Below are 5194 nucleotides of genomic sequence, written 5' to 3' on the forward strand. Positions count from 1 at the left end.
GGGACATCGAGTGCGGCACGATAGGGAACCAACAGAGCCCCAAGGCTGAAGAGTTGAGCGTAGACACCTTGCTCAACAGCCCTGGGGCTCTGCCCATTCCACGGTCACTCCGCCGTCACCCGATCGGTGGCCCAGCTGAAAAGGCTCACTGAACAGCTCGTAGCAGACCGCGCGGGCAGTAGGGCGGGCACGGAAGCTAACCCAACACACCTCCTCGCCGCAGGTGTCGAAGCCGGAGGCCGCCCTCTTTTTGAAGGCCTCAAGGGCGGGGTAACGGGTAGCGATCCACCGGCTTCAACGCCCATTAGGTAATGGGAGGACTTCAGGCCCCGTACCGCGTCATGTTGGTGTACGTGGTACCGGGCCTGGGTCCGTCTATTAGGAGGGGTACGTGCGGGAGCTGGACACGACGGTCACCGTATAACTGCCTACCATGTACTCGTTGGGGTCCAGGAACCCTGCCGTCGCTCGCAGACCGCTGGGAATGCTTGTTCCGTTGGGGGTGACTTGGATAGTGGCGGAGCGCAACCAGCCGTCACAGGTCAGTGGTGCGAGCGTGCCCACCCCGGAGTGGTCCGAATTCACAGACACGCCCAGTTTCCGGATGGAGGGGTCGCCGCATACGTACTGTGCCTTGACAGTCGTCGTGCCGTCCGGGTTCGGGGTGGAGCTGATCAGGGTGATCGCGTTTTGGTCCGGGACGAACTGCCACTTCTGGGTGGTGTCTTGTGTGTTGCAGGTCTTGAGGGTCAGGGGCTGGCCGCTCGCGACGGTGGGTGGGGCGACGCACTTGGTGGAGAAGGCGATTATGTCCGGGCGGATGGTTCCGTCGGAGTACCGCTTCCACTTCTGTCCGCTGGAGCCGTTGCAGGTCGACAGGTAGAGGGGGGGAGGGCTGTCGGACGTCGTCGTCGTCGTCGTACCGACGCTCAGTCCGTTGTCGACGCAGTACGACGTGCCGGTGCGGTCCACCTTCGTATTCACCTTCAGCGTGCCGTCGTCCGCGAAGACGAACCGCTGCGAGGGATTGGTGCGGGAGTTGTCGAGGCCGTCGCAGAGGTAGTCAACGATTTCGAGAGTCTGGCCGGCCGTGATATTTCCGTTGGGAACATCCATGCACAACCAGTGCCATTTGTTGGCCGTGGTGGCTGAGGGCAGGGAGTGGATTTTGTAGCTGATGTGGCTCGTGGTGAGCGGGGTGGGTGCGAGGGGTGTGGTGACGGGTGTGATGGCGGGGGTCACCGCGTGCCAGACCGAGGGGCTTGGGGCGGTCGGGCTTGTCACCGCCATCCGGACCGGGATGGCCTGTGCCTCTGTCGACCACCTCGCTTTTTCTGGCTGGTTCGCCGTGGGGATGAGGAGGTAGCCGGAGTACCATCCGACGTTCGCGTGTGACTCGACGGTGATCTGCCTGCCGGCGGAGTTCATGTAGTCGGCCTCGTGCGAGCTGGCGACCGCCTCCGAGCGTGCCTTTGCATCCGACCAGTTGTACTCGCCGGTCGCTGCGACCTTCGCTGTCCCCAAGGTGCCGCTGTCCAGCGTGGCGCCGATCTTGAAGCCCGTCGTGATGGTGTCGGTGTTGGTGATGGTGGTCGTTTCGGTCACCTTGATCGGATGTCCGGTCGTGGTGGCCGAGCGGTACAGCGTGGGGTAGTCCGAGTATTTCGTTGCCGCTGCTCCGAGTGTGGGGTTGGTGGTCGTGAATGCGGGGTTGTCGCTCAGCAGCACGCCATAGAACTTGCAGTTGACCTCCTTGCAGAGGTTCCCCAGGTTGGTTTCCTTCTCGTCTGGGGCATAAACGAAGTTGTCCTGCCAGGTGTATGATTTGAAGGGTTTGTATATGTTGTATTTTACGCCGTTGTAAGTCGCGGTGGTTCCGTTTATTGCCAGCGTCGTGTTAAGGAAATTGTTTTGTGAGGCGGATCTTTCGCTGCTGGCGTTCTCGGTGGCGCTGTATGGGGCGATGCCTGTAGCCCCGCTGGCGTGGTCGACGATGGTCGTGGTGGGGAGGGGGGCGTCGCTGCGCAGCCGTGGCAGGAGCTTGTCCCGAGTGATGAGGGGGCTCACGGGCATGAAGGAGAGCCCGCCCGTTATCTTCAGATTCAGGTTCTCGCCGCCGGCTTGGACGGTGGCCACGGGCATGCCCGAGCAGACGGTGTTTGCGTAGACTTCCACGTCCCCGTCCAGGTCGTTGTGGACGGCCACGCTGATCGGCGTTGGGGGGAATATCGAGCCCGGCAGTGCCTGCTTGCATCCGTCGTTGTTGTCCCATTTCAGGCCGCTGTTGAACTGGCCCGGACTCGAGAAGCTCACGGTGCCGGTGGCGCCGCCGCTGGGGGCGCCCGTCGCGTGGGCGGTGGCGGTGAGGAGGATCCCGGTGCCGGCAAGGGTGGCGGCGGCGGTGAGGGCGGCGGTGAGCCGTAACCGGATTCCGATGATTCTGGTGATTCTGGCGTTTCTGGCGCTGTTCATCGTGGGTGCGTGCCTTCCACGTGTCGTTGCGGGTTCGTGCCTTCCTTGTGTCGTTGCGGTGGGTGTTGCGGCCGTGAGCGGGCCCGGCTGGCGGGCAGCGGGGGGCCTTCTGGTGGTCTGGTGGTCTGGTGGTCTGGTGGTCTGGTGGTCTGGTGGGGAGGGTCGCCGGTGGTAGTGGTGCGGGGCGGCGGCTGGGTGCGGGCGGGGGCGGGTCGTTCCGGGCCCGTCGCCCGTGGTGGGCGGGGCTTTCCGGCGGGAGGTGTGGTCCACGCAGCCCGGGTGGGGGCTTGGGTGTTGACGGTGGGTCGGGCCGATGCGGGTTTGGTCCTTGGGGCCGCCGGATGGGGGCGCATGTGTGTGGACCCCGGGTTTTGGTGTCGCGGGGGCCGGTCCCGTGTACCGGGGCGAGGCGGTGTTTTTCTTCCTCCGCATACCGCACGGTTGTCCGGTGGAGACAGATGCTATGGGCGGTGGACCGGGAAGCACAATGGTCTGGAGCGCCGCAAGTGTCGGGATTCGTGTCCGCGTGATCGCCGCGGGCCAGACCGCCTCTTCGCCTCGGGCAGGCACTTGGGCGTTACCCAGGGCTTCGGCGTAGTCGCACGACGCCCGGTTTGTGTTCATCCGAGGCCGAGGAGTGCGAGGGGGCGGCGAGGGTCGCGGGCGTTGCGGCGGAGGCCGGCTGCGATGTTCTTCACTCCGGCCGTGCGTAGGGCTGCGATGGCAAAGTTGCGCCAGGTGGCCATCGCACGGGTGCGTTGCCGGTCCGCAGCTGGGAGGCGTCCTCGGCGAAGGTGGTGTCGCGGACATGGTGCAGGGCCTCGATCTTCCAATGGTCGCGGACGAGTTCGGCGAGCCGGTCCGCGGTGGCCTGTTCAGCGGTCAGACTGGTGACGGCGTAGACCGTCTTGACGGTGGTCGTGCCAGGTGCTGCGGTCGGTGCGCCGACGCTTGATCTGGACAGCCTGGCGAGCCCCAGGAAAGAGGAGGCTGTTCACGGTGGCGACCTTGATCCGACGGATCTCCGAGCGGCCGTGGCCGATGCCCCGGGTGCGTCCCTGAAGCGGGATGTCTTTCCAGGGAAGGGACTTGAGCTGCCGGCGCAGCTTCTTCTGGTTGCCCTTGACGATCACGATGTAGTGGGCGCCCCGGCCGAGGAGGTAGCCGGCGTGCTCGCGCTGGGTGTGCATCGCGTCGCTGGTGACGACGACTCCTGCCAGGTCGGCGAGGGTGTCCAGTAGCGGCTGGAAGCAGGTGATCTCGTTCGTCTTCTCGCCGACGTCCAGCTGGGCCAGGACCAGCCGGTGGTGTGATCCAGTGCGGCGAGCAGGTGGATCTTGCGGCCTTTCGCTCTGGCCGCGCGCAGGCTTTTGCCGTCCGCTGCGAGGCCACACAGCCCTGTCGCTTTCGGGCGTCGGTCGGCGAGCCAGCGTCCGACCGCCCGGTCCAGCGCATCGCCGTCGACGCGGGCCAGCAGCCGCCGGACCGTCGTTTCCGCAGGCAGGAACCGCTTCGGGAACAGCGGGTCGAGGCGTATGCCGAGGCGTTCCAGGACGTGCGGCGGGGCGTCGGCGATCCACTCGCTGACTGCCAGCACAGAGGTCGCCCCCGCCAGAACCGCGCACGCGGTCAGCGCGAGCACGGCAACCAGAGCGTGCCGTACGCCGCGTGGGTCTCGCGGGTCAGGTACCTCGGCCAGCCGCTCCAGCAGGCGCGGGACCTCAGCGGATACGACCTTGGGATACTCGCGGAACTGGTCAAGGGTAGGCGGCGAGAACCCCTTCCCGATCCCCCACTCCGGATCCGACACGAGCAGCAGCCTGCCGGACCCATCCGCCCCCGTGAGCCACCTTTCTCTTGGGCGGCCTCGGCGACCTTCCGAAGTGCGCACTAGCTGTACAGTAGATTCATGACAGTCTCATATCCGATCACGGAGGCTCGCGGCCAGCTCGGTGAGCTTGCCCGGCGCGCAGCCCAGCATGAACGTGTCGTTCTTACCGACCGCGGCCAGCCCGCGGCCGTCCTGATCTCCCCCGCTGAGCTGGAGGACATGGAGGACGCCCTGGCTCTGGCTCGCCTGGAGCGAGACCGGGCTCTCGGCGCCGAGACCACGCCTGTTGCTGACACGGACGCGCGTGCCCTGTTCGAGCGGGCCGCCGCCGCGGGTGACGCCGGCCGATGACCTGGGCGGTTACGTGGGAGCCTGCCGCGGTCAACGCCACGGTTCGCTTCCTGGAGGAACACCCCGGCACACTCCCAGAGGTCTTCGCGGCGAGCGACATGCTCGCCGCAGATCCCAAGCCGGCAGGGAGCACCCCTTGGGGGACGAGTCACCGGCGGCTGCGGGTCGGGCGCTGGCGCATCCTGTACCGCATCGACGATGTGCAGCGCACGTTGCACATCGAGCACGTCGGGTTCAGCCCGTGAGATCGAGTTCCGCCCGGTGCGAAGCAGGACTTGCACCCCGCCCCCAACGCTCAGCTTGTCCTACCTTTCAAGCGTGGGTCTGTCTGAGGCGGTCATTCGTAGGATCGTCGGGGCCCGGGGGTTCCGGGTATGGCTATGAGCTTGTCGCCGTCCGATGGCTCAAATGACTTGGCCGCCCGGAGCCCCGCGACGACTCGACCGCTACTGAGCTTGTAGTCGTGGTGTCGTCAGTGTGAGCCCCGTTCCGGTGAGGCAGCCGTCGATGATGTCGCTGCGGTATTGGATCTGGCGGAGG

Annotated in this window: 4 protein-coding genes and 1 pseudogene; 2 read left to right on the forward strand and 3 right to left on the reverse strand. The window is 66.1% G+C overall.

The window, feature by feature from the left end:
- Positions 1-378 precede the first annotated feature (378 nt).
- From ACFYP3_RS36900 to ACFYP3_RS36910, 3 genes and pseudogenes are all read right to left on the reverse strand, one after another.
- Positions 379-2472, reverse strand: a complete 2094-nt coding sequence (locus ACFYP3_RS36900) for a ricin-type beta-trefoil lectin domain protein (protein ID WP_388842424.1) — start codon at positions 2470-2472, stop codon at positions 379-381.
- Between the two features lie 875 nt (positions 2473-3347).
- Entirely contained in the window at positions 3348-4052 is a 705-nt protein-coding gene (locus ACFYP3_RS36905; RefSeq protein ID WP_388842430.1) for an ISAs1 family transposase, read from the reverse strand.
- Positions 3956-4363 (reverse strand): annotated as a pseudogene (locus ACFYP3_RS36910) (transposase family protein); the annotation flags it as partial. The gene ACFYP3_RS36905 and the pseudogene ACFYP3_RS36910, both read right to left, overlap by 97 nt.
- A gap of 18 nt (positions 4364-4381) precedes the next feature.
- On the opposite strand from ACFYP3_RS36910, the gene ACFYP3_RS36915 reads away from it, so the two are divergent.
- Both ACFYP3_RS36915 and ACFYP3_RS36920 read left to right on the forward strand, forming a co-directional pair.
- Entirely contained in the window at positions 4382-4654 is a 273-nt protein-coding gene (locus ACFYP3_RS36915) for a type II toxin-antitoxin system Phd/YefM family antitoxin (RefSeq protein ID WP_388842426.1), read from the forward strand.
- Positions 4651-4899 (forward strand): type II toxin-antitoxin system RelE/ParE family toxin, encoded by a 249-nt coding sequence (locus ACFYP3_RS36920; protein ID WP_388842428.1) that lies wholly within the window; start codon positions 4651-4653, stop codon positions 4897-4899. The genes ACFYP3_RS36915 and ACFYP3_RS36920 overlap by 4 nt, the downstream gene beginning before the upstream one ends.
- Positions 4900-5194: the final 295 nt, after the last annotated feature.

Origin of the sequence: Streptomyces sp. NPDC005533 (genome assembly GCF_042871845.1) — a bacterium.
GTDB lineage: Bacteria > Actinomycetota > Actinomycetes > Streptomycetales > Streptomycetaceae > Streptomyces.